This window comes from Lelliottia nimipressuralis, from assembly GCF_004115925.1.
GTDB lineage: Bacteria > Pseudomonadota > Gammaproteobacteria > Enterobacterales > Enterobacteriaceae > Enterobacter > Enterobacter nimipressuralis.
The window spans coordinates 209,847-233,415 of sequence record NZ_SDDX01000019.1 but is presented as its reverse complement, the minus strand read 5'-3'; the positions used below and the strand labels follow the sequence as shown (position 1 = coordinate 233,415).

Below are 23,569 nucleotides of genomic sequence, written 5' to 3'. Positions count from 1 at the left end.
TAACCACTCGCCCCGGTCTTTGACCGCTTAACCACCGCAATCAACCACTCACCTATTTACCTTCCTTTACACGCGCGACGATCTGGCAAGATCGCCTCAGCATTAATCAATACCTCCTCAAAACAAACTCAGGCCCTTTTTCCAGCTAAAAAACCAGGTCTAACTATGGATACGAAAAAACTACTTAAGCACGTACCCTGGGCGCTCCTCGGGATCCTCGGTGCTTTCTGTCTGGCGGTTGTCGCATTACGCCGGGGCGAACACGTAAGCGCCCTGTGGATCGTGGTCGCGTCGGTTTCCGTCTATCTGGTAGCGTACCGCTACTACAGTCTTTACATCGCGCAGAAGGTCATGAAACTCGACCCGACGCGTTCCACTCCGGCGGTCATTAACAATGACGGCCTGAACTACGTTCCTACCAACCGCTATGTGCTGTTTGGTCACCACTTTGCCGCGATTGCTGGTGCAGGCCCGCTGGTTGGGCCGGTGCTTGCCGCGCAGATGGGTTACCTGCCGGGTACTCTGTGGCTGCTCGCCGGCGTGGTTCTGGCAGGTGCGGTGCAGGACTTCATGGTGCTGTTCATTTCGACCCGTCGTAACGGGGCTTCTCTGGGTGAGATGATCAAAGAAGAGATGGGCCGCGTGCCGGGCACCATTGCCCTGTTTGGCTGCTTCCTGATCATGATCATCATCCTTGCGGTGCTGGCTCTGATCGTGGTGAAAGCCCTGGCAGAAAGTCCATGGGGTGTGTTCACCGTCTGCTCGACCGTACCGATTGCGCTGTTCATGGGTATCTACATGCGCTTTATCCGTCCGGGCCGTGTCGGTGAAGTGTCCGTGATTGGTATCGTGCTGCTGGTGGCGTCCATTTACTTCGGCGGTATCATCGCTCACGACCCGTACTGGGGCCCGGCGCTGACCTTCAAAGACACCACCATTACCTTCGCCTTGATCGGCTACGCGTTTATCTCCGCCCTGCTGCCGGTCTGGCTGATTCTGGCCCCGCGTGACTACCTGGCGACGTTCCTGAAAATCGGTGTCATCGTCGGTCTGGCGATTGGTATCGTGATCATCAACCCGGAACTGAAAATGCCAGCCGTGACCCAGTACATTGACGGTACCGGTCCACTGTGGAAAGGCGCGCTGTTCCCGTTCCTGTTTATCACCATCGCCTGTGGCGCCGTATCTGGCTTCCACGCCCTGATTGCCTCCGGCACCACGCCGAAGCTGATGGCCAACGAAACCGACGCGCGCTTTATCGGTTACGGTGCAATGCTGATGGAATCCTTCGTGGCGATCATGGCACTGGTTGCAGCGTCCATCATCGAGCCAGGTCTGTACTTCGCGATGAACACCCCACCTGCGGGCCTTGGCATCACCATGCCAAACCTGCATGAGATGGGTGGCGACAACGCAGCGCTGATTATGGCACAGCTGAAAGACGCCAGCGCACACGCGGCGGCGACCGTCAGCTCCTGGGGCTTTGTGATCTCGCCTGAGCAAATCATGCAGACCGCAAAAGACATCGGTGAGCCATCGATTCTGAACCGTGCCGGTGGCGCACCAACCCTGGCCGTCGGTATCGCACACGTGTTCCACAAAGTGCTGCCATGGGCTGACATGGGCTTCTGGTACCACTTCGGCATCCTGTTCGAAGCGCTGTTCATCCTGACCGCGCTGGACGCCGGTACCCGTGCGGGCCGCTTCATGCTCCAGGACTTGCTCGGTAACTTCGTGCCATTCCTGAAGAAAACCGACTCTCTGGTGGCGGGCGTTCTGGGCACCGCGGGCTGTGTGGGCCTGTGGGGTTACCTGCTGTATCAGGGCGTCGTTGACCCGCTGGGCGGCGTGAAGAGCTTGTGGCCGCTGTTCGGTATCTCTAACCAGATGCTGGCTGCCGTGGCGCTGGTCCTGGGTACCGTGGTGCTGGTGAAGATGAAACGCACCAAATACATCTGGGTGACGGTCGTTCCGGCGCTGTGGCTGCTTCTGTGCACCACCTGGGCGCTGGGTCTGAAACTGTTCAGCACCAACCCGCAGCTGGAAGGCTTCCTGTTTATGGCTAACCAGTACAAAGCGAAAATTGCCGCAGGCGGCGGTGACCTGACGGCACAGCAGATTGCCAACATGAACCATATCGTTGTGAACAACTACACCAACGCCGGTTTAAGCATTCTGTTCCTGGTCGTGGTCTACAGCATCATCTTCTACGGCATCAAAACCTGGATGAAAGTGCGCAACGCCGAAGGGCGTACGGATAAAGAAACCCCGTATGTGCCTGTACCGGAAGGCGGCGTGAAGACCTCTTCACACCACTAAAACCCTGGCGGGTGGCGGCTACGCTAACCCGCCCTACGCAATACCTGTAAGCCCGGCAAGCGTAGCGTCGCCGGGCTTTTTCTATCTGGATGGCACAATGTTTGGTAACTTAGGCGAAGCAAAAAAATACCTCGGTCAGGCGGCGAAAATGCTGATTGGCATTCCGGACTATGACAACTACGTTGAACATATGCAGACCAACCATCCGGATAAACCGTACATGACCTACACAGAATTCTTCCGCGAGCGCCAGCAAGCGCGCTACGGCGGCGATGGCAAAGGCGGCGTACGCTGTTGCTAAAGGAGAGAACATGACCCCCATTGCAGTCACCCTGTTAACCGGCTTTCTCGGCGCGGGCAAAACCACCCTGCTGCGCCACATCCTCAACGAACAGCACGGCTTTAAAATCGCGGTGATCGAAAACGAATTCGGCGAAGTCTCTGTTGACGACCAGCTGATAGGCGATCGCGCCACCCAGATCACAACCCTGACCAACGGCTGTATCTGCTGCACTCGCTCAAACGAGCTGGAAGACGCTCTGCTCGATCTGCTCGACAGCCGCGATCGCGGCGATATCGCCTTGGACCGCCTGGTGATCGAATGCACCGGTATGGCCGACCCCGGCCCGATTATCCAGACCTTTTTCTCCCATGAGATCCTCTGCCAGCGTTACCAGCTGGACGGCGTGATTGCGCTAGTGGATGCGGTCCATGCCGACGAGCAGATGAACCAGTTCACCATCGCCCAGTCGCAGGTAGGTTACGCGGACCGCATTCTGCTGACCAAAACCGACGTGGCTGGCGACGCCGAAAAACTGCGTGAACGCCTCACGCGCATCAACGCCCGCGCGCCGATTTATACGGTGGTCCACGGTGATATCGACCTGGCGCAGCTGTTCAACACCAACGGCTTTATGCTGGAGGAGAACGTCACCTCAAAACCACGCTTCCACTTTATCGGCGATAAGCAGAACGATGTCACCTCTATCGTGGTCGAGCTGGATTATCCGGTCGATATCAGCGCCGTGTCCCGCGTGATGGAAAATCTGCTGCTATCGTTTGCCGACAAACTGCTGCGCTACAAAGGGATGCTGTGGATTGACGGCGAGCCAAACCGCCTGCTGTTCCAGGGCGTTCAGCGCCTCTACAGCGCCGACTGGGACCGTCCGTGGGGTGATGAAACGCCGCACAGCACCATGGTCTTTATCGGGATTCAGCTGCCCGAAGAGGAAATCCGGGCGGCGTTTGCCTCACTCAAGTCCTGATCGCAGGAAACATAACCGCCCTTATCGGGCGGTTATGGCAAATATCGCGTAATGTCGATTAGAGAAATGTAATTTTTCGTCATTTACAAAGTTTTTTTGAAATAATGATAATCCTCATTAATTCACTTCTCATCATTATTTCCGCGATATTCAGGCTTTGTTTAGCTAATAAATAAAACGAAGTCTAAACACGAAAAGATAAATGATTGACGCCGTGACAAACCCACTTTAGCTCAACAACAATCATACCGAAAAGTAACAAAACCAGCATAAAACCGCGAGTCACGTCACATTTGCAGTCATAAACATCGCTTGTTAAGGTGTCCTCAGATTAATTTGATGACGAGGAAATACACCATGAAAAAGATTAACTTCATTCTGCTTTCTGTCCTGACCGTAACATCTGGCTCCGCACTGGCGATGGGCGCATCTATTGAGCAGGGTAAAAACTTCACCAACTTAAATATCGAAATGGGCAAATCCACCTCCGGTATTTATGCTGAAAGTAACTGGCTCAAAAATACCGATGACGGTACTCAGACGGGTGGTGTGGGTGCAGGTTATAACCTGGAAGTGGGTCCGGTAATGCTGAATGCAGGTGCGAAAGCCCTCTACCTCGGCCCGAAAAAAGGCGATAACGGTGTCGCATTCCCGGTCGGCGGTGGTGTAAACGTGGCTCTGACCGACAGCATTAACGTCTTCGGCGAAGGTTACGTAGCGCCTAACGGCCTGAACAACAGCGTGAAAAACTACGTCGAAGCCAATGGCGGCGTGAGCTGGACGCCGGTTAAACCGGTTACGCTGAAAGTGGGCTATCGCCACGTAAGCGTTGACGGCAAAGACGGTCGTCCAAACCACACCCTGATTGACGGTGCCTACGTCGGCGGCGGCGTGAGCTTCTAAGGCTTGCGAACAAAACAAAAAACCTGCCCCAGGGCAGGTTTTTTTATATGAGAGATTCGCTAGCGCTGAACCTGCAAAATCTCCTGCGATTCCTGATTGGCACTCACCTCCTGCGGCGTTAACCACAGCGGCTTCCGGCCAAAGGTTTCGTACATTTTCAGCTGATCGTCATAATGCTTATCCGGCGTCCCATCCGGGGCCACAAACCCGCTTTGACCGGGCGCAACCACGTCCCACGCCAGAACCGGGCTTGCTCCCGATTGAGGGGAGAAGACAATCATGTCGTTTTCCGTTCCCCGGTTCTGATATTCGGCCTGATGACGCGCCTCTTTCGTCGCCGCCTGCGGCACGCCAAAGAAGTTGTTCGCGCGGAAGGTCAGCGCCATGGCAGGTGTTTCCCAGGCGTTGATATCCGTACCGTAACGCGCCGAAAGCGTCTGCCACGCATCCTGCAGGGCCGCGAGGACGACCGTCTCCTGCGACTGTCCGGCAAAGAGATCGACCTCCTGCGGGATCGCCGATTTCTCCCCCTCCAGTGCTTCGAAGAGGATCTTGGCCCCGACGCTGATATTCAGCGAGCCGGTCGGCCCGTCCTGCGTCGTTTCATAGCCGCTGGCGCTGTACCAGGTGTTAAAGGGTGCCGGTACGGCGGCAACCACCGTGCGCTTCAGCATACTGGTCAGCCAGGCATTGAGAATGGCGGAACCGGGTTGATCATAGGTTTTCCCGTCGTCGCGTAAGCGATTTTGACCGTCCCAGTTCGTCAGCTTTTGCACCAGCAGCTGGCGGGGATCGCTTTGCGGCAAACTGGCCGCCGCTTTTTGCAGCGCAGGCAGGAACAGACGTAGGTTCAGATCCTGACGGCTGGTTTTTTGGATCAATCCCCAGGCTTGTTCGTAGGTCAGCGTGGGCTGTTTATCGATAAGCTGCGTGATTTCAGTGACGCGATCCGCCCCGCCCCATAAGAACGCAAACAGATCCGAGGCCGGATAATCTTTCTGCGGAGCATTGTTCCAGTTAGCGATATACCCCGACTGCGGGTTATACACCTTCGGATTGAGATCAAACGACAGCAGCCCCTGCCAGTCCCACTTTCCGGTGCCGGGCACCGGCAGGCGCGGATCGTGACCCGGCTGGCGTTTCGGATATGCGCCCCCATGAACGTAACCGATGTTGCCGTCGATATCCGCGTAATACCAGTTGATAGTGAGCGCCTGCTTCGCCGCCTGCGCCGTCCAGCTCGGCCAGTCTTTAGCCTTCATCTGGTGCGTCCACGCCAGCAGGGAGGCCACCTCTTTTCCCTCCCATGCGCGCGCTTTGGCGTAGGCGGTGTGTGTCGCCGGATCGACGTTGATCACATTGCCGTGAACGGTTCGCCAGACGGTAAACGTCTCAGGCTGCCCGTCTTTCACGGCGATCGTCTCTTCGCGACGCTGCATTTTGATCCACTCGCCGTTATGCAGATATTCACCCGGTTTGCTCTCGGAGGTCTGCTCCGCAAAGATATCCACATCGTCACCGAACCCCGCCGTCGCGCCCCATGAAATGGTCCCGTTGTGGCCGAATACCAGCCCCGGGTAGGCAAACGGCGTGTTGCCGGTCACGTCATAACCCGCGCCGTGCAGCCCAATGCCATAGGTATACGCCGGGGCGTACCAGCCAAACTGCGGGCCGTTGACCATAATCGCTTTCGCGTCCTGCGCCTTTTTCTTGCCAATCACCCACATATTGCTGGTGGTCGGGTAACCCGCCAGTCCGTTGGCCCCGCTACGGGCAAACTGGGCGGCGATCGTTTCGCGGTTTTGCCCGGCAGTGAGCGCCAGCAGTGCGCCATCCCTGCCTTTCGCCGGTCGGTCGAGCATCGGTGCGGGGAGATCGTAGCGCGGGAGCAGCGCGGCGGTTTGGCTGTTTTTCAGATCGACAGTGATCGGATAGCGACTCTCCTGCGCGGCGATGGTGGTCGGCGCCGCCGGATTCACCAGCCATTTCAGCTGGTTAAACACCCCCATCCCTTTTTGCGCGCCGTATCTATCTTTTAACGCCGTGAGAAGCGCCAGGTTGTCGATTTCACTGGTGCTGTCGGAGAAACGGTTGGCCATCGTGCCAACAAAAACCATCGCCACATCAAAGGGCTGCCAGTGCCCAGGCTTAAAACCAAACTCGGTAAATTGCGCAGGCAGACGCTTACCCGGCTCGGCGTTCACTTTATCAATCCAGGCGTTCATGCCGTCGGCATAGCCCTGAAGGATCGCTTTGTCATCGGCAGAGAGCGCGGCGATCTGCGCGTGAATCGACGCCGGCCAGTAGTTCTGGCGGATATCCTTATCAAAACTCACAAAAGATTTTCCGAGCACTTCAGACACCGTGCCCTGGGTGCTGCGACGGGCCATCTCCATCTGGAACAGGCGATCCTGCGCCACCACATAGCCGTAACCGTAAAAAAGACGATAGGTATCATCGGCGTAGATATGCGGCATGCCGTAGCTATCGCGAACGATCTTGACCTCTGTCGGGGCGGTATTCGCCAGCGCCGCGAGGCTCCAGCTTAGCGTCAGGGAAGCCACAACACAGTTCACGATCATACGATTTGTATTTTTCATTGTATCCTCTTGCAGGTGTATGATTTTCGATTTGATACTAGCAAGAGGCGAATTGTTATCCAGAACAGCCAGTTTGTTTCACTGCGAACTGTGAGTCTGGTAACTAATTCATGATACGAATATATTCATTATGTGATATCAGGCGAATCACAATCATTTGTTGATTGCAAAAAAAGGGCGGCTCGTAAGCCACCCTGTTTACTGCTGTGAAATCGGTTAGCGGCGGACGACCACCAGCTTCTGATTCACAAACTCTTTAATGCCCAGATCCGACAGCTCGCGACCGTAGCCGGAGCGCTTCACGCCGCCGAACGGCAGTTCTGCCGCCGTGTCGGTCAGCCAGTTGATGTAGACCATCCCGGTTTCGATTCGCGAGGCCATTTTCTTCGCACGCTCAATGTCCTGACTGAACACCGCCCCGCCCAGCCCGTAGTTCGAGTCGTTCGCCAGGCTCACCGCTTCGTCGTCGTTTTTGACGACATAGAACTGCGCCACTGGCCCGAAGAACTCTTCAAAATAGGCCGGATTCTCACGGGAGATATGGGTCAGGATTGTCGGCTCAAAGAAGTTGCCGTCACGCTGCACCGGCTTGCCGCCCACGTGCACTTTCGCGCCGTTTTTCACCGCCTCGTTAACCTGTTTGGTTAACGTCTCCAGCGCATCTTTCGACGACAGCGGCCCCAAAGTGGTGCTCTCATCCAGCGGATCGCCGATTTTGACCTCGCGGAACGCCTCGGTGAAAGCCGTCAGGAACTGATCGGCCACTTTTTCATGGACGATAAAACGTTTCGCGGCGGTACACACCTGCCCGGCGTTGTTGAGTCGGGCATTGACGCCGATCTTCACCGCTTTCTTGAGATCCGCATCGTCGAGCACGATAAACACGTCGTTACCGCCCAGTTCGAGGGTCGATTTTTTGATGTGCTTCGCCGCCTGCGCTGCGACCACGCTCCCGGCCTTCTCAGACCCGGTCAGGGCTGCACCCTGCACGCGCGGATCGGCAATGATCTTCGCGACCTGATCCTGCGAGATAAAGAGGTTCGTCCAGGCACCGTCCGGCGCACCGGCTTCACGCACCAGATGGGCGAACGCCTCTGCGCAGTGCGGCACGATGCTGGCGTGTTTCGCCACCACAGGGTTGCCCGCCGCCAGGTTCGGCGCCAGCACACGCATCAGCTGGTAGAACGGGAAATTCCACGGCTCAACGGCCATCACCACGCCGATAGGATGGTGCTCCACCCAGGCGTCACCCAGTTCCGATTTGTACTTCACAGGGGCGAGAAACTGCTTCGCATTATCCGCGTAATAGCGGGCGATTTGCGCGCAAAGCTTCACTTCCCCGCGGCTTTGCCCGATGAGTTTCCCCATCTCCTGACTGGCGATTTTTGCCAGCTCTTCGCTCCGGCTATCGATCAGATCCGCCAGCTTATGCAGCACCGGCAGACGCTGTTCGATAGCGCCTTTCGCCCAGTCGGAATGGTAAAGGGCATCCGCCGTTTTTAGCGCCGCCTCGATATCAGCGTCGGTATGGGATTTGTACTCTTTAATGAGCTTGTTGTTAGCAGGATTCACTGTCTGGTAAGCCATGTAGGTCTCCTTAATTACCGCTTAGGGTATTAAGGGTAGTCAAAATGGCCGGGGGTGGGCGTAAAGTTGGGTATATACGGACGTTTCTTAGAAACATGTTGTAAAAAAGGCACATCACCCGATGTGCCTTACCTGTTTATTCGTCAAAAGAGCAGTAACCGCCTTTATGATGCGAGCCGGTCCCGCCGTGAGGGTGCTGCCCTTTTGGGCAGGCCAGTGCTGTAAATGAAGTCATCGTAAATAAAGCCAAAAACATTGCTACAATAATCTTTTTCATGTATTCCATCCGCGAAATTAATAATTCCTATTTATATTTCCCCGCGTAAACAAACGGGAAGGGAAATTATACTACCGGTGAATAGGGTTATTAATTAACGGATGTCGCAAATAGATTAACGATCGTGCTGCGCGATAAATTTTTAAGAAAGAGGCATTCACCCGTTCAGAATGGCAGCGGCAAAACCGCAGAGCCACAACGCTCACCATTGACTCCCATCACAGTTCCTCTGCGTCATTTCCCCCACTACCTCTGGGCTGCTCATCCTAACCCGTTGAAAATCCACATACCCAACAACCATCCATTCGAAAAATACTATCGATAACCCATTTTATCCAATTGGATCTGCAATCACGCTCTCCACAGAATGTGTATAAACCTACGCATTCAGGAGTTCCCATGTCTATTTCCGTGATTAACAACACCCCGTATGAAGCCGTTGAAATCATTCAGGCTGCCAAACCCGGCTTTAAACCGCGCATCGCGTTTATCCTCGGCTCCGGCCTTGGCGCGCTGGCGGATAAGCTTGATAACAAAACCGTTATCTCTTACGAAAAACTGCCGGGCTTCCCGGTCAGCACCGTGATTGGTCACGCGGGTGAAATAGTGATGGGTTCGCTGCACGGCGTGGATCTCATCTGCATGAAAGGACGCGGGCATTTCTATGAGGGCGTCGGGATGGGCATCATGACCCACGCGGTGCGCACCTTTAAGCTGCTCGGCTGCGAATTTATGTTCTGCACCAACGCCGCCGGTTCACTCAACCCAAACATCCCGGCGGGCAGCCTGGTGGTGCTCAATGACCACATCAACACCATGCCGTCCACGCCGCTGGTTGGGCCGAACGACGACCGTTTTGGGCCGCGCTTCTTTAGCCTCGCCAACGCCTACGACAACGATCTGCGCGCAAAACTGCACCACACAGCGGGTGATCTCAACATCACTTTGCACGAAGGCGTGTTCGTCTCCTACCCAGGGCCAAACTTCGAAACGGCGGCAGAAATCCGCATGATGCAGAACATGGGCGGCGATGTGGTCGGCATGTCGGTGGTGCCGGAAGTGATTGTTGCCCGCCACTGCGGCCTGAAAGTGCTGGCGGTCTCGGCCATCACCAACATGGCGGAAGGGCTGAGCGACGTGGAACTCTCCCACGAACAAACCCTGAAATGTGCGGCGATGGTCACCGACGATTTCATTCGCCTGATTAGCCAGTTCGTGAAGAACTGCCGCTAACTTCCCGTCCAGCGGCGGGCACGCGCCCGCCAGGAGAAATGCAGATGTCAGAAAATTACTCTCGCGGCAGTCTGAATGCGATTTCGTATCTGAGCTACTACTTCGTCGGCGCGCTGGTCTCGACGCTGGGGATTGTCCTCGGCCCGCTCTGCGCCGCGTTCAATAAGGATCCGAGTTTCATCGGCCAGGTGTTTACCCTGATGAATATCGGCATGTTCGTGCCGATCATGCTCGGCGGCATCCTGATGAAAAAATGGGGTCTGCAAAAGCCGCTGGTGATCGCCGCCGCGCTGACGATCATCATCAGCGCCCTGCTGTTCGCCACCCCGACGCTGACCATGTTCAGCGTGGCGGTCGCCATTATCGGTGCCTGCGGCGGTATTTTTATGACCATCGGCAGCTACCTGGTGGTGCGCATCAATCCGGACGAAAAAAGCCGTTCATCGAGCCTGATCTTCACCGATTTCTTCTTCAGTCTGGCGGGCGCGACGCTCTCCTTCCTGCTGGCGTGGCTGTTTAAAATGGGTGCGAGCTGGATTGCCATGTACGGCATCATGGGCGGGCTGGGCGTGCTGATGCTGATCCTCACCCTGCGCAGCCGTTACCCAAGCACCGTTGCGCCAGAACCGGCGCATCAGGACACCACCCGCAAAGAGCCGTGGGGTCGTTCCGTCTGGCTGCTGTGCGGCGCGCTGTTCCTGTTCCTGCTGGCGGAGCCGATTTTCACCATGTGGACGCCAGGCTATCTGCAGTGGCGTTTCCAGATGCTGCCAGAACAGGCGGCGCTGTACACCACCGTCTACTGGGTGGCGAAAGCGACCGGGCTGTTCCTCAATCAGTTCACCGTGAAGTGGATGAAACTGCGCACCTTCCTGCTGATCTGCACCGCCGTCGGTCTGGTGGCGATTGCGCTTATCAGCAACAGCGCCAATACCATGCTGATTCTGATTGCCTGCGGCGCGTTCGGTTTCTTCAACTCTGGCCTGTTCTCCGGGCTGATGAGCTACGGTTCGCTGCAGGTCAGCCGCAGCTCCCCGACGCTTATCTCCGCGTTGCTCACCTGCGGCACCGTCGGCACGCTGCTGTTCGCCACTGTCTCGTCGCTGGTTAACAGCCGCTACGGCCTGCACGGCGCAGTGAATGCCTCCACCTGCGCCTACGCGCTGCTGATGGTGACGCTGCTTGCGGCCATCGCCTGCAGCAAGGCTGAACGCCTGCACCGGGGCGAGGCGGTCGCGGTTTGACAGGCTCCAGGGAGGGTTGCATGATATCGCCACCCTCCTTTTTCTCGGTGCCCGGTATGCTCGATTCACAGGCCAACAGCCGCATTCGCTTCCGGATGCTGCGCTATTTCCAGACCCTCGCCGATGAGCTGCATTTTGGGCGCGCTGCCGCCAGGCTGAATATCTCCCAGCCACCGCTGAGCATGCAAATCAAAGAGCTGGAAGAGCTGCTTGGCGTGGAGTTGTTTGAGCGAACCAGCCGAAAAGTGGTGCTGACTCACGCCGGAAAAGTGCTGAAAGCGGAAGTCGACCGTCTGCTCAGCGCTACCGAACAGTCCCTGAACTATGTGCGCCAGATTGGCCGCAGTGAAAAGCAGCACATTAATATCGGGGTGATTGGCAGCGCGATGTGGGGGCCGTTGCTGACGCGCATGAAAGCGTTCCGCGAGGCCAATCCGGACGTCAACTGGACGCTGCACGAGCTGGGCCAGCAGGAACAGACCGAGGCCCTGCGCGCCCGCACCGTGGACATCGCCATCAACCGCAATGTGATCCCTCACGTCGAAGCCAAAATCCGCTGCCAGATGATTGCCCGTGAGGCGGTGTGCGTGGCGGTGCATGAGAGCGATCCGCTGTGCCGCCGCGCCCAAATATCCCTGAAAGATCTGGTTGATCGGGCGTTTATCTCCCTCTCTTTCACCCACAGCGACTTTGCCCGTCAGGTGTATGACAGCTGCCTCGCGCTGGGCGTCTCGCCGCTGGTGACGCATCAGGTCTTTGAACCGCAGACCGCGCTGGCGCTGGTCAGCACCGGGAATGGCGTATCGCTGTTACCCGAATCCTGCGCGCTGATCCACTGGCCGGGTGTGGTGTTCCTGAAACTTACCGAGACTATCCCCGCCGATCTCTACGCGCTGTGGTACGACGAGCCGCTGCCGGATCTGTTCAGCCGTTTTCTGGCAGCCCTGCGCGACTGATCACACTTTTTTGCACTCCTCCCACGTTCCGCTCTATCCTTAACCCTATGGAAAAATTAGCTGAACTCAAACGCGCCAAGCTGTTGGCGCTGTCGCTGCTGCTGGTTGCCGCCGCGATTTTCATTGCCACGCTGTTTCTGCCGCAGACGATCTGGGTACGCGGCGCGAAGGCGATTGCCGAGGCGGCGATGGTCGGCGCGCTGGCGGACTGGTTCGCCGTGGTGGCCCTGTTCCGCCGGGTGCCGATCCCGTTTATCTCGCGCCATACGGCGATTATCCCGCGCAATAAAGATCGGATCGCCGATAATCTCGGCCTGTTCGTGCAGGAAAAATTTCTCGATACCCAGTCTTTAGTTGCGCTGATCCGCCGCTACGAACCCGCACAGATGATCGGCAACTGGTTCAGCCAACCGGATAACGCCCAGCGTGTCGGGCAGCATCTGATTCAGGTGATGGGCGGGTTCCTGGAACTGACGGACGACGGGCGCATTCAGCGCTTACTGAAACGCGCCGTACACAAGGCCATCGATAAGGTCGATTTTACGCAAACCAGCGCGGCGATGCTGGAGAGCATGACCAAAAACAACCGTCATCAGGTGCTGCTGGACGCGGTGATCAACCGCTTGATCACCCTGATACAGCGCGACAGTACGCGGGACTTTATCGCCGCGCAGATCGTTCACTGGCTTAAAACCGAACATCCGCGCAAAGCGATGATGCTGCCGACCGAGTGGCTGGGCGATCAAAGCGCCGAGCTGGTCTCCGATGCGGTGAACGCGATCCTCGACGATATCAGCCACGACCGCACGCACCAGATCCGCCAGGCGTTTGATCGCGCCACGCTGAAGCTTATCGACAACCTGAAAACCGATCCGGAGATGGCGAACAAAGCGGAGAACATCAAACACTACCTGAAGAATGACGAAGCGTTTAACCGCTATCTTGGCGAGATGTGGGCCGATCTGCGCGCATGGCTGAAAGCCGATATGCAGAGCGACGACTCCCGCGTGAAGCAGCGCATCGCCAACGCCGGGCAGTGGTTTGGCGAAACGCTGGTGGCCGACGCCAGCCTGCGCGCCTCGCTGAACGAACATCTGGAGCAGGCGGCGCATCGCGTGGCACCGGATTTCGCGGCCTTCCTGACGCGCCATATCAGCGATACGGTGAAGGGCTGGGATGCAAAAGACATGTCACGACAGATCGAGCTGAATATCGGCAAGGACCTGCAGTTTATCCGCGTTAACGGCACGCTGGTCGGCGGAACTATCGGGTTGATTCTGTTTCTGCTGTCGCAAATTCCGGTGCTGCTCCCCCACTAAAAAAGGGGGCAGAGCGCCCCATTTTGTTATGAGTTTACCGGCTGCGGCGCAGGCGAATCTCTCCCCGCCTCGCGCGCGCGAATCACTTCTGCCTCAAAGAATTCCCGGACCACGGTGACCGACAGGCCGATCACGATTTGCAGGTTCCTGCCATTACGAATCGTCCCTAATGCACCCGCAGCTTTCAACGCGTTGTCATCCATCACGCACGAGGGATCGTGGATCACCAGCCGCAGGCGGGTCTGGCAGTTGCTGATGGTTTCAACGTTTTCCGCGCCGCCGACGCACTGCAGGATCGCAATCGCCTTCTCGCGATCGGGTTGTTTGCCCGCCGCCTTTTTATCGCGGTAATCCTGTTTCGAATAGAGACGCACCTCGTCTTCATCCTCGTTACGCCCCGGCGTCAGGATGTTGTATTTGAGGATCACGTAGCGGAAGACCATAAAGTTGATCGCCGCAAATCCAAAGCCGATGGCCAGATGGATCCAAATCAGGTGCGCGTGGTTTTGCGCGTAGAAGATCCAGTTGAACAGGATCATGTCGTTCATCCCGCCGCCCATAAAGCCCACCACCCCGGCCATGTACAGCGCCATGCACAGCACCGCACCGATCAGCGCGTTGAGCAGATAAAGCACCGGCGAAATAAACAGATAGGTGAATTCGATCGGTTCGGTAATACCCACGCTCATCGCGGTGATGATCGCCGGGATCACCAGGGCCGCCACTTTTTTCTTCTGGCTTTTCTTCGCCGTGGCGTAAATCGCCAGCCCCGCACCCAACGAGCAAAAGACGCTGATATTGCCGTAAAGGGAGTAGCCCGCCGCCGGGAACTGCTCACGCAGCGGCACGGCAGAGGCCGCGTAGGTCGAGACGTTCTCGATCCAGTGGGTGTAGAGACCGCCGTCCACCACCGCCGGGCCGAAGAAGAACGGGAAATAGACGAAGCGGTGTAGGCCCGTCGGCACCAGAATACGCTCCACAAACGCAAACAGCCCCATTCCCAGCACGTCGGCTTCGATGTAGAACGTTTGCATGGCGTTGATGCCCAATTGCACTTTTGGCCACACCAGACAGGTCAGCCACGCCAGAGGGATCATCAGGAAGAAGGCGATAATAAACACCAGCGCCATCCCCTGGAAAATCGAAAAGTAGTCGTGGAGTTTTTTCTCGAAAAAGCGGTTGTGGATCCAGGTGACGATCCCGCCGACGATCAGGGAGAAGACGATACTGGTATCCAGCGTTTTGATGCCGCCCACCAGCGCCAGCCCGCTCTGCCCACCCACTTCCTGGCTGAAGTTGACGCCGAAATCAGCGCCCCAGAAGGTGAGCATCCCGTTGGTAAAATAGTTAAACGCCATGTAGGAGAAAAAGGCCACCAGCGCCGCGCGCGCCTGGGCGGACTTCGCCAGGCCAATCGGCAGTGCCATACAGAACAGCAGCGGGAAGTTGCGGAAAATCGTCCAGCCGCCGGACTTCAGAATCGTCATTACCTTGTAAAAAGTCGCGTCCGGATGGGCCAGATCGCCCATGATATCGGGCATGGTGAGGATGTTGGTGACGGCCAGCAGCAACCCTGTGAACGGCAGGAAAGCTATCGGGACCGCCATCGCGCCGCCAAACGTCTGGAAGGCGCCCATGATGTTGAGTTTTTTCATTTATTATTATCTCCAGCTATCCGCTCTCGCGGGTCAGGTCACAGAGGTTTTGCCAGGCCAGTCACCCTGCTCCCTCTCCAGCAGGAGCAGCATCGTTAACGCCTGAGCGTAGGGAACGGGGGCCATCGCGATATCGCAGTAATACTGGATATCCCAGCCCAACATGGTGCCGCGTGAGGCTTCGAGGACGATGCCGTCCTCGTCAATGCGCGCCATTACGGCGTCAAACGCCCGCAGCGCGTTAACGCTGACGGAATCATCCAGAATGCCCATCCGAACGCCGCGCAGCATGCCGTAGGCAATCCCCGCCGTGGCGGAAGATTCCTGAGGTGAGAGCGGATCGTCGAGCACCGTGTGCCACATGCCGTTGTCAGCCTGGAGCGTGCATAGGGAGCGCACCTGGCGCGCCACCACCTGCGACAGATAGCGACGCACGCCGGTATCCAGATGCTCGCCCATCAGTTCGATAAATTCGGGGATTGCCACGGTGATCCACGCGTTGCCGCGCGCCCAAAACGCCCCGGCAAAGTGGTGTTTATCGACAAACGTCCAGCCGTGATACCACAGCCCACTGGCCGGATCGCTCAGATAGCGGGTGTGCAGCAGAAACTGGTATCCCGCCTCGTCAATCAGGTCCCGACGTTTGAGCACAATCCCCGCCACGCCAAGGAAAAGGCAGGTCATAAACAGCGTGTCGTCCCAGAGCTGGCCGGTGTTGGGCTGCTCTTTCACCACGTGCTGGAAGCCGCCCTCTTCGGTTTTGGGCAGATCACGCAGCAGGGCGTCGGCCCAGTCGTTGACCGTTTTCAGCAGATCCTCACGCTGATGTTGCCCCGCCACCAGCGCCAGCACGATCATCGGTGCGGTGGTGTTGATCTGTATCTCCGGCAACCCTTTGGCGATCTGCGCCTCATACCATGCGAGGATCGACTGCTGCAGCGCCGCGTCCTGCTGGTGCGCGGCGTAACGCCAGAATCCGTAAAGCCCGACGCCGATTTCCCACTCCCACTCCTCAAAGTGGATCGCAAAACCGTCGCCAACGCCCACTTCATTCAAATTCTTCAGACGGCAAAATCCGCGCACCACGCGGTCCAGCGTGCTCATCCGTTCATCCTTGTTCATGCGTTTACGTCCTTGAAAATAATGCGTGGGGCAGTGCTGTGCAGAGCGGGAAATGTCGCGGCGAGATCGTGATCTTTCTCGATCGTCATTGCGCCCATCCGGGCGCTGAACGTCGCAAAAGCCACGTCGTCGCCATAGCCCGCTTCCACGTACCACGCCACGTCGCGTCCCGCCGCGCGACACTCTGTTCCGGCCGTGAGCCCGTGGTCGATGGTGTGCAGGGGAGCAGAGCAGATCACCGCCGCAAAAGCCTGACCGGCGCGAACGATACGGGCGTGCGTCGAGGCGATGACACGATCAAAAGCCTGTACCGGCAGGTGAAGATGCGTCCACGGCAGGGCCTCTTCGTCAGCGATGTGCCAGCGCATCGCAGCGCCGTTTTCCTGCTGCATGACATGCGGCATTACACCGTTTCCCGCCCAGAATGAAGGCCGCTTTTCGCCGCCTGGCTCCGCTTCACCCGGATGATTAATCCAGATTTTGGCGTCAGGACGGGAAGCAAATTGCAGATCGAGCAGATGCTGCTGATGGCCTGGCTCACCCGTGTGGTGATCGACGCAGGAGGACAAACTGACGCCCGGCGCTTTCCAAAGGCAAATATTCCCGCCGCCGCAGGTGTACCAGGCGGCCAGTTCGCCTTCGCAGAGCGTGGCGTACTTCTCTGACTCGGCAGGCGGCACGTAGTCGCTGGCGCAGAACAACGGCAGCGAGGCGCATTTGCGGTTATAGCTGCCGCCATCCCAGGCCACCGCGCCGTAAGCCGACAGCTCGGTGAGCCTCCCTGCCAGCAGCTCTTTTTCGTAGACGCGGCCCATGGTTCCGGCGGCGACGCCGTTCTGGTAATGCAGCGAGCTTAATAGCATTAAGCGGTCAATGAGCTGACCTGCGCGGGTGCGAATCACCTGGCTCTCGGCAAGCTGATACAGCGCGAACAGGCCAATATAATCAACGGGATAATAGGGCGCGGAGTTCCACTCGACGAAACCATGCGCATCGATGGCGTCGAACCACTGCACCAGACGCGCTTCGGCAATCGCCTGCTGTTCGCGCCCAAGGCGGCCCGAGGCGATAAACTGTTCGTCCGGGAAAAACTGCCCCGCCAGATACTGGGCGGTATGGAAACAGAGCGCGTGGTTTTCGCTCCAGAACCACATCACGTCGCAGCCCTGTTCGTCGAGCCAGTAGCGATAGCCCAGCAGAGTCGATTTCACCCGTCGCCAGAGGGCTGGCGGGAAATGCTCCCCCTGGTGATAGCGCCAGATCCACAGCAGCGGCACCAGCGAAAAATCAGAGCAGTCTTCGCGCGCGCTGATGCGCTTGAGAGTGCTGTTCAGCAGGGTTTCACACTCAGGGCCGTATTCGTGCAGGTGCATCATCGCCAGCAGGCGGCAGGTGCGATCCATCCCATGCGCGGCGATATAGCGCAGCGCTTCCTGTTTGCGCCCTACAAGAGTGGTGGCGCGGGCAAGCACCGGCGCATCGGGCATGACGTTGACGCCGATGTGACGCGTGAGTGTCACTTCACCGCGCTGGAGCGTCAGACGTAGCTGATAGTGCGCCTCACCGATATCCGCCGGTAACGGCAGGGTGATCGTCATTTCCCCGACGTTTAGCGCGCCAAAATCGAGTATTCTCGGCGTAAAGTTGTCGTTGCCCATGCCGCGCAGTTCACCGCAAAGCACAACCCCCGCAGGGACTGGCACACTGCCGTGCAGCCGCACGCTGTGGTCAATGGCCGCCAGTTCCGGTCGCAGCCCGCACGCAAACTCACTCAGACAATCGACCGCCTCCCCCGACATGCCGGGCAGTGCCACGCCCAGGGGCGCGTCATCCAGATAGACCATCTGCAGAGCAAAAAGGGTGTCGCGCTCAAACAGCTCGTCGAGATGGATCTGCAGGCTATTTTTGCCCGCATTCAGCGGCAGGCGCACCTCGACATGCTGCAGGGTATTGCGCGTAAACGGCGTATGGCAGAGGGTTTCTGCTCCCTCAATCCATATCCGCACGCCGCCGCAGGTGCCCACACGAAACGAAAATTCCCCGGTGTGTGGCGCGAAAAGATCAACCGTTAGCCAGCGCTGAAAGTGGAAAGGCAAATGGCGAAAATCAGAAAATGAAACGCTGTCATTCTCACCGCTAAAGGTCACTTCTCGGCACGGCAGCGCCTGGGCGGGATCGACCGCGCGCCGGGCGTGCGTCTGGCGAAAGACGCGGCGGCAGAACGCCTCAGCTTTCGGGCCGGAGCCGTTGCGAAAGTGATAGTCTATTTCCGGGTCGATGGCTTCGCCGGTATAGAATTCAGCAAAGCGCTCTTCCTTTGCCGCGGAAAAGAGAAAACGCGTCAGCGCTTCGCCCTGTTTAAGTTGCCAGTCACCCTGTGACATATTTTCCTCGCCTTCATACGACTTATCGATTGCGGACCAATCATCAGCGGGAATGTACTTTTCGGCGAGCAGCCAATAGTGGAGATTGGCCGGAACTGCCTGGCAACTCACAAAGCGAGCCACCACCGGGGAGACGACGTGACGACGATCACGCCTTACGTGAAATGAAAAAAGAGAATGTGACGATGGGCGCATAGCCATCGCGCCGTGCGCGTGTCTTGCGCGACGTTCGTCACATTTTTGGCAGGTTTTAGCCCTTCAGCGCCTTAAGCTCCTCGCCCAGGCTATCGGCCAATGCCCGTACGCGTGAGGCATCAAACAGCACGTGCAATCCCGGCGAGGCGTCCGCGTGTTTCGCGCAGTAGTCTTCCATTTCTGAGGCGCTGCGATACAGCTCCTGAATGTTGATCTGGCAGATCTCGCGCATGCTCCAGCTGTTTTCCACCTCACGGGCAAAGCGCAGAGTGAAGAAGGCTTTCTGAGCATGCAAGAACAGGTGGCAGTAGAGCGCAAAGCCTTGCCACTCCTCCAGCCAGCGGTTTTTCAGGGCATACGGGAACGCGGCGATCTCCGTGAAACGCAGCGCGCGTTCACGTAAGCTCACAGAGGCGTCGCGGGCGTCATCTTTCTCTTTGGCGATGCGCGTCAGGCAGGCGGCGGATGTCTCCACATCGCTGGCGTCAAAGGAGATATCGCGCTCGGAGCCTGGCAGCCAGTGGTTGCGATTGAGCTGTCCGTAGAGGCTCCACACCGCCTGGCCGTAGCTTTCCGGCACCTGACTGTGGCGGTGAAACACGTGGTCGCGGACGTAAATCGCGTTATAGAGCACCTGTCCGGCCTGCTCCAGCAGGGCGGTGAACTGGTGAAACACCGGCGGTTCAGGGCGCCAGCCGTAGCTTTCGTCGAGCCAGTACGTCAGCAGCTGATCGCGCGACAAATGGGCGCCATCATTCGCCAGCATCCGGCTGCATGCCAGCAGATTACATTCGCTCAGGGTGCCCATGATCCAGTGGTTATCGACCCCTTCCCAGCTGGTTTTGCACACCGCGCCGCGGATCGCCGGATTGCTGCGACACCACAGCAGACGGCCCTGCAGCTCGTCGATGCGCGGAAACGGGAAAATCCCCCAGCCCACCTCTTCGCCCACCAGATCGATATCCGCCCACACTTCGCGCTCGCGGACTGCCAGCAGCGCCGGGTTATTCGGAAACGATGGCCAGAAGCGCTCAGGAGTCAGTTTGATGGAGACGCTGACGCTTTCGGGCAGCGGGCGGATCGCCTCCAGCACGTTGCCGAGATCGTGATTGCTCGCCGGGAACACCCGCAGCACCAGATGCTTATTCTCTTTCTGCATCGTCCGGGAAAGCGCGCTGAAACAGCGGCTGTAGAGGGAAAAACTGCGCTCGTCACGCTCGGGAAGCCGGGCGTTGTCTTGCCCCTGTAGCTCCCAGTTCGGGCGCGAAATGGGCAGCAGCCCGTCAGTATTGGAAATCGCCACCAGCAGGCCGCTCAGTGCCGGAATGCGCTGGCAAATCAGCGACACTTTCTCGCTCAGATACGCGCACCAGAAATCGATGTCAAAGCGCACGCCGTGGCCCGGCTCGAACAGATGCGGATGCGCCAGCAGCAGGTCGGTCGGGAAGTTGAACTCTTTGGCCTGCAGATAAAAACGCAGCCCTTTTTGCTGACACAGTTTACCGAGACGATTGAGATGGACGCAGCGGGCGCGCTGCTGGCTGGAGAGGCGATCGTTGTACTGAAGCGGGGTGTAACCCTTGGGCGAAACCAGCATGTCGAACAGGTCCACCTGCCCGACAATCACGGTATTGAAATCATGCGCGACGGCGTATTCCACCAGCTCGCAGGCCTTATCCCAGTTCCAGTAAGCCTGATTATTTAGCTCCAGCGCCCTTGTCTGCCACATCTCCCTGCTCCTTTTGTCGCCCAATTGACCGGCCGACAGTCATAGCACAGAACGCAGAAAATAGGTGTGTCACGGTTCTCGAATGACGTAGCGGGTCGGCTCAAAAAGGTTCAGGAACAGATGCACCAGGAACACCAGCGTCAGCGTGGAGACCAGCGCCACCGTCACCGAGACGATGCGGTAGAGATCGCTGAACACCAGATCGCCGTCAGGATGCATGTTCTGACCAAACATAATGCCGATGGTGGTGATGCTGGCAAACCCGACGCCCGCGCCGACTTTTTCCATGACGTGCAGACGTGCGCCAAACGCCAGCCCGAGGCCAATCAGCGGCATCATCAGCAACATATGGCTGCTGTGATCGTAAAGCACCAGCTGCATTACCAGGATGTACAGACAGCCGAGGATCACCCCGACCACGCGCCACAGGGAGCTTATCACCGCGCCGCGATAGTTCATCGGAAAGAGGATCAGCACGCCCGCCATCAGCGCCGAGAGGGAATCGCTGAGATCGCTTATCTGAAAGACGACAAATATCAGCGTCGCCACGGTACCGGAGAGCAGGGATTCGTGGCGCACGCGGGCAGCGTTTTTCTCAATCAGCGGCGGCGGCTTGCGCGGTTCGACGTCCGGCAGCAGGTAGTTCATCAGCGCGCTTAAACAGACCGCCATGATGCTGGCCTCGACGTTTGAGAACAGCAGCGTGTGCCAGTTCGTGGTCGGGTAACTCATGAAATTGAGCATCACGCTCTGACACACCACCCCCATCGAGCCAAACAGGAACAGCGGCCCCTTGCTCATAAACCGAAAACGCATCACGTAGAGGGCAAACACCACCAGCGTCATGATCAGCGGCCATTGTGAGAGATAGCCGATGATAATTACCATTTCGATGCAGTTCAGCGACGCGCTAAAAATAAACTGCTTCGCCACGTGGCGGTTAAACACCGGCACCAGCGACAGAAGCATGATCGGGTAGACCACGTAAAAGACGCCGTAGCTGGTGTTGTAAAACGTCGAAATGCTCAGCGCGATCATCCCGGCAAAGACGATGCGCAGGGTCTGGCGAAAGTCGTTCGCCGTGTAGACGATGTTGCCGTGCGGGGTAAAGACCCGCGCGAGCGTATTAATAGACATAATGCAGCAGGCTCACGAGGTGAATTTGCAGCCCGGAGAAGAAGCGGGCGAACGGCCCTTCGCTATTGTACAGCTGCACTGTGGCGCGAGCGCCGGTTGGCAGGTGTTTCGGCAGCGTTTCGTCCAGCGCAATGTGAATGCGCATGCGCTGCGCGTCTCGCACCCAGCGGTTGGAGGTTTCAGGCTGAGATAATTCACCGTTTACCGCCTCCTGTCCCGCCAAAATCCCGGCGTCACTGCTGGTGACGTGCGCGCGGAAAACACGGCCCGGGAAGGCGTCAAACACCACCGCAGCGTCGGTGCCCTGATGGGTATGGCGCAGGCTTTTCTCGCGGAAATCGGCGACGATATCAGTCTGGTTATTCACCAACGCCAGCGCGGCAGAGCCTGACGAGGCGTAAAAACCGGGGCTAAGCTGCACGTTGCTCACGGTGCCGTCGGCCAGCGCGTAGACCTTCGTCCAGCTCAGGTTTAGCTCCGCCTCTTCCAGTGCGTTACGATATTTTTGCAGCGTTACGTTGCGCTTCTCATCCCGCTCACCGCGCTCGATGCGCAGGTTATGGATATTAGCTTCCAGATTCGCCACCGACTGTTCGCTGCTCTGCCAGATGGTGCGCACCTTATCCAGATCCGATTGCGAGACGTTCTGCAGGGTGCTCAGGCGCTGATAGCGGTCAAAAGTGACTTTATCGTTGCGGGCGGTCAGCTGCGCCGTTTTCAGATTGGCCTGCGCGGCGACAATCTGCGCGTCCAACTGCTGGTTCGAGAGCCGGGCCTGTTCCAGAGCGATCTGGGCGGCTTCGACCTTATTGCGAAACGGCGTCGGGTCGAGTTCGAACAGCACATCGCCCTTTTTAACCTGGCTGTTGTTGTGGACGTACACCGCCGCGACGTTGCCGGAAACGCGCGCGGATACCGGCGTCACCACACGCATCACGGTGGAGTCCGGCGTCAGCGGGATCCAGATATCCGCGACGATAAAATAGACAAACATCAGCAGGAAAGAGGCAATACTCACCCTAACCCAGCGGGCAAACTTTTGTTCAGGAGTCATTATTTTTAGATCTTGTTGTCTTCTTCGCGGATTGATCGCAAATTGCAGGCGATTTGATTTAATGTTGCGCAGAAAATCTCAAGATGTTCTGGCGCGATATTATATGACACACGTTGCTGAAAATTTTCGACCACCTGGGTGAGCGTTTTCAGGACCGCGTGACCTTCCGGCGTGAGGGTGAGCAAGCGGATGCGCTTGTCATAAGGTGATACCGTGCGCAGCAGATAACCCTGCTTTTCCAGCTGAGTCAGGGTGCGCATCAGCGGCGGCAGTTCGATACCCTGCACTTCCGCCAGTTCGCTGACCGAGACGTTATCGCCAAGCGATTTGAGCTGCATCATCACCGTCCAGCTCGACTGGGTGAGTCCCGTATCGAGAATGGCATCATCAATGACCGCGCGCCATTGACGCACAATCATCGCCATCCGCATGCCCATCGGCCTGCGGCAAAACAGATCATCTTCGCTCACGGGAACCCCCCTCTCATCACCGTAAGCAAGATAATAGTTATCAGGGTAACTATCAAGAAACGAGAGGGAAAAGAGCAGGAATTGCGAATTCATAAGCCGGTGGGCACTGCGCCCACCGGG

Annotated in this window: 18 protein-coding genes; 8 read left to right on the top strand and 10 right to left on the bottom strand. The window is 57.6% G+C overall.

Annotated features, from left to right (window positions below; genetic code table 11):
- Window positions 1-165 precede the first annotated feature (165 nt).
- From ETG88_RS15860 to ETG88_RS15845, 4 genes are all read left to right on the top strand, one after another.
- Window positions 166-2,319, top strand: a complete 2,154-nt coding sequence (locus ETG88_RS15860) for a carbon starvation CstA family protein (RefSeq protein WP_100777761.1) — start codon at window positions 166-168, stop codon at window positions 2,317-2,319.
- A 97-nt stretch (window positions 2,320-2,416) separates the two neighbouring features.
- Window positions 2,417-2,620, top strand: a complete 204-nt coding sequence (locus ETG88_RS15855) for a YbdD/YjiX family protein (protein WP_100777762.1) — start codon at window positions 2,417-2,419, stop codon at window positions 2,618-2,620.
- Between the two features lie 10 nt (window positions 2,621-2,630).
- Entirely contained in the window at window positions 2,631-3,584 is a 954-nt protein-coding gene (gene yjiA, locus ETG88_RS15850; RefSeq protein WP_129035764.1) for a GTPase, read from the top strand.
- Window positions 3,585-3,941: 357 nt separating this feature from the next.
- A complete protein-coding gene (locus ETG88_RS15845) occupies window positions 3,942-4,487 on the top strand; it encodes a YfaZ family outer membrane protein (protein ID WP_100777764.1) in 546 nt (181 codons plus the stop codon).
- Window positions 4,488-4,546: 59 nt separating this feature from the next.
- On the opposite strand, the gene ETG88_RS15840 is transcribed toward ETG88_RS15845, so the two are convergent.
- From ETG88_RS15840 to ETG88_RS22315, 3 genes are all read right to left on the bottom strand, one after another.
- Window positions 4,547-7,087 (bottom strand): penicillin acylase family protein, encoded by a 2,541-nt coding sequence (locus tag ETG88_RS15840; RefSeq protein ID WP_129035763.1) that lies wholly within the window; start codon window positions 7,085-7,087, stop codon window positions 4,547-4,549.
- A gap of 216 nt (window positions 7,088-7,303) precedes the next feature.
- A complete protein-coding gene (locus ETG88_RS15835) occupies window positions 7,304-8,674 on the bottom strand; it encodes an NAD-dependent succinate-semialdehyde dehydrogenase (RefSeq protein WP_129035762.1) in 1,371 nt (456 codons plus the stop codon).
- Window positions 8,675-8,810: 136 nt separating this feature from the next.
- Window positions 8,811-8,951, bottom strand: coding sequence for a hypothetical protein (locus ETG88_RS22315; protein WP_164971804.1), 141 nt, complete (start codon window positions 8,949-8,951; stop codon window positions 8,811-8,813).
- 399 nt (window positions 8,952-9,350) lie between these two features.
- On the opposite strand from ETG88_RS22315, the gene xapA reads away from it, so the two are divergent.
- The 4 genes from xapA to ETG88_RS15815 are packed head-to-tail and all read left to right on the top strand — an operon-like array spanning window position 9,351 to window position 13,703.
- The gene (gene xapA, locus ETG88_RS15830; protein ID WP_129035761.1) at window positions 9,351-10,184 is read left to right on the top strand and encodes a xanthosine phosphorylase; all 834 of its coding nucleotides are present in this window, start codon (window positions 9,351-9,353) and stop codon (window positions 10,182-10,184) included.
- A gap of 44 nt (window positions 10,185-10,228) precedes the next feature.
- Window positions 10,229-11,428 carry an MFS transporter TsgA gene (gene tsgA / locus ETG88_RS15825; RefSeq protein WP_129035760.1) on the top strand — a complete coding sequence of 400 codons (1,200 nt, stop codon included), beginning with the start codon at window positions 10,229-10,231 and terminating at the stop codon, window positions 11,426-11,428.
- A 20-nt stretch (window positions 11,429-11,448) separates the two neighbouring features.
- Window positions 11,449-12,384: a LysR family transcriptional regulator gene (locus ETG88_RS15820; RefSeq protein WP_232730989.1), complete on the top strand. Its 936-nt coding sequence runs from the start codon at window positions 11,449-11,451 to the stop codon at window positions 12,382-12,384.
- A 47-nt stretch (window positions 12,385-12,431) separates the two neighbouring features.
- Complete coding sequence (locus ETG88_RS15815; protein ID WP_102104526.1) at window positions 12,432-13,703, top strand: DUF445 domain-containing protein; 1,272 nt, start codon at window positions 12,432-12,434, stop codon at window positions 13,701-13,703.
- Between the two features lie 26 nt (window positions 13,704-13,729).
- Here ETG88_RS15815 and ETG88_RS15810 read toward each other — a convergent pair whose 3' ends face one another.
- The 7 genes from ETG88_RS15810 to ETG88_RS15780 form a co-directional block, all read right to left on the bottom strand.
- The gene (locus ETG88_RS15810) at window positions 13,730-15,358 is read right to left on the bottom strand and encodes an alpha-glucoside-specific PTS transporter subunit IIBC (RefSeq protein WP_129035759.1); all 1,629 of its coding nucleotides are present in this window, start codon (window positions 15,356-15,358) and stop codon (window positions 13,730-13,732) included.
- 33 nt (window positions 15,359-15,391) lie between these two features.
- The gene (gene bglB, locus ETG88_RS15805) at window positions 15,392-16,480 is read right to left on the bottom strand and encodes a beta-galactosidase BglB (protein WP_129035758.1); all 1,089 of its coding nucleotides are present in this window, start codon (window positions 16,478-16,480) and stop codon (window positions 15,392-15,394) included.
- Complete coding sequence (locus ETG88_RS15800; protein ID WP_129035757.1) at window positions 16,477-18,864, bottom strand: hypothetical protein; 2,388 nt, start codon at window positions 18,862-18,864, stop codon at window positions 16,477-16,479. The genes bglB and ETG88_RS15800 overlap by 4 nt, the downstream gene beginning before the upstream one ends.
- 250 nt (window positions 18,865-19,114) lie before the next feature.
- Entirely contained in the window at window positions 19,115-20,788 is a 1,674-nt protein-coding gene (locus ETG88_RS15795) for a hypothetical protein (RefSeq protein WP_129035756.1), read from the bottom strand.
- Between the two features lie 69 nt (window positions 20,789-20,857).
- Complete coding sequence (locus ETG88_RS15790; RefSeq protein ID WP_100777774.1) at window positions 20,858-21,925, bottom strand: DUF2955 domain-containing protein; 1,068 nt, start codon at window positions 21,923-21,925, stop codon at window positions 20,858-20,860.
- Window positions 21,915-22,982 carry an HlyD family secretion protein gene (locus tag ETG88_RS15785; RefSeq protein ID WP_129035755.1) on the bottom strand — a complete coding sequence of 356 codons (1,068 nt, stop codon included), beginning with the start codon at window positions 22,980-22,982 and terminating at the stop codon, window positions 21,915-21,917. Before ETG88_RS15785 ends, ETG88_RS15790 begins: the two co-directional genes overlap by 11 nt.
- Before the next feature lie 2 nt (window positions 22,983-22,984).
- Window positions 22,985-23,449 carry a MarR family winged helix-turn-helix transcriptional regulator gene (locus ETG88_RS15780; protein ID WP_100777776.1) on the bottom strand — a complete coding sequence of 155 codons (465 nt, stop codon included), beginning with the start codon at window positions 23,447-23,449 and terminating at the stop codon, window positions 22,985-22,987.
- Window positions 23,450-23,569 lie beyond the last annotated feature (120 nt).